We start from the raw sequence: 1573 nt of genomic DNA, 5'->3' as shown, positions 1-1573 counted from the left end.
ACCCGCTGGGCCACCTCCAGCAGCCGCAGCCGGTGGTAGGCGGGCTCGCGCAGCAGCCGCTCGATCGCGTCACGCAAAGCCTCCCGGTCGCGGGGGTCGCTGGTGTGCCCGGCGACGCGTTCCAGCCGCGACAGTGCCCAGCCGGCCTTGATCGCGTCGGCCCGCCAGCGCAGCGTCTGCTCCAGGGTGTCGCGCAGCCGCGGGAAGCCGGACGCGCGGACCAGCCGCCGCACCAGCTCACCGGTGCCCAGCCGTGGGTCCGCCGCCAGCTCGGCCAGGGCGAAACCGATGCCGTACAGGTCGAGCAGGGTGAGCAGCCGGTCGCGGCGGTGCACGTCGACCGGCGCGGGGCGGCTGCGGAACAGGTCGACGGAGGCCAGCAGCACCCGCAGCTCGGCGGCCGGCAACGCGGACAGCTCCTTGAGCGCGGCGCAGTCGGCCGCGGTGAGCCGCCCGGCCTCGCCGGTCTCGGCCAGCAGGCCGACCACGGGCACCACCTCGGAGACCGTACGGGCCAGCAGCAGCGCCTGCTGTTCGGCGAGGGGACCGGCGACCGGCCACGGGTCCCCGGCCCCGCCGACCAGCGTGTCGACCTTGCCGAACACCCCCAGCGCGTTGATCGGGCTGCTGGCCAGCCGGGCCGACGCCGTCCGGAACGCCTCCAGCGCCTGCACGTCGTCGGCGCGGACCGCCTGGGTGAACACGTAGACGACCGCCTCGGCCGCGGCGACCTCGGAAGCGGAGTCGGCGTCGATGTCGGCGTCGAACGGCGCGGCGCCGGCACCGAGCTCCGCCTGCGCGCGGGCACTGACCCTCGTGTCGGTCGACGCCAGCCCGGGCGTGTCGACGACGGTCAGATCGCGCAGTTTGTCGCTGGTCAGCGAGACGTCCACATAGGCGACGCGGTCCGGGCTGACCCCGAGACGCTGCGGGATCATGCCGTCGTCGGCCAGCGGCAGGCTCGAGCGGGAGCCGTCGCGCAGCACCACATCGACGCGGTCGGCGGGCCCGTACCGGAAGCGGGTGACCACCCGGGTGCACTCACCGACCGCCGTGGGGGCCACCCGGCGGCCTATCAACGCGTTGACGAGTGTCGACTTTCCGGCTTTCAACCGCCCGGCGATAGCGACGCGTAACGGCTCCGACAGCCGGTCGCGGACCTGAATGGCCTGGCCACCGGCTTCCGGGCCGACCCGGGCGACGATTTCGTCACACAGCGTCGCCACGCGGGCGGAGAGCGGTCCGACGGTCATGACTCGTCAGCCGAGCACATGGTCAGGGAGAATGTACTGACCGCGGCCGGTGTCGAAGACACAGTCGCCACCCTTCCCGTTCGCGGGCAGGGCGGGACGCCTGCCGCACCACAGACTACGGAAGCTCGGGGCGACGCAGATCCCGTGTTCGTGCCACCCGGGCACGGACGCCGGGCAGGGCAGGGGAAACGGGGGATGCGGGTGGCACAGCAGGACCTGGCCGGGCTCGCCGCCGCGCATCTGCACCGTCCCGGCCTCGTCGTGCTCACCGGCGCACCCGGAGCCGGCCGCTCCACCCTGTTGCGGCGGGTGGCGGCTGC

1 protein-coding gene is annotated in these 1573 nt (G+C 74.1%); it reads right to left on the bottom strand.

Annotated features, from left to right (window positions below; all coding sequences use genetic code 11):
• Window positions 1-1253: dynamin family protein (locus tag AB0C29_RS47665; protein WP_360834898.1), on the bottom strand; the 1253-nt coding region annotated here is incomplete at its 3' end.
• Window positions 1254-1573 lie beyond the last annotated feature (320 nt).

The organism is Actinoplanes sp. NPDC048791 (assembly GCF_040650095.1).
In the GTDB taxonomy this organism is placed as follows: Bacteria; Actinomycetota; Actinomycetes; order Mycobacteriales; family Micromonosporaceae; genus Actinoplanes.
The sequence above is the reverse complement of the archived record's forward strand: the minus strand, read 5'-3'. Positions and strand labels throughout refer to the sequence as shown.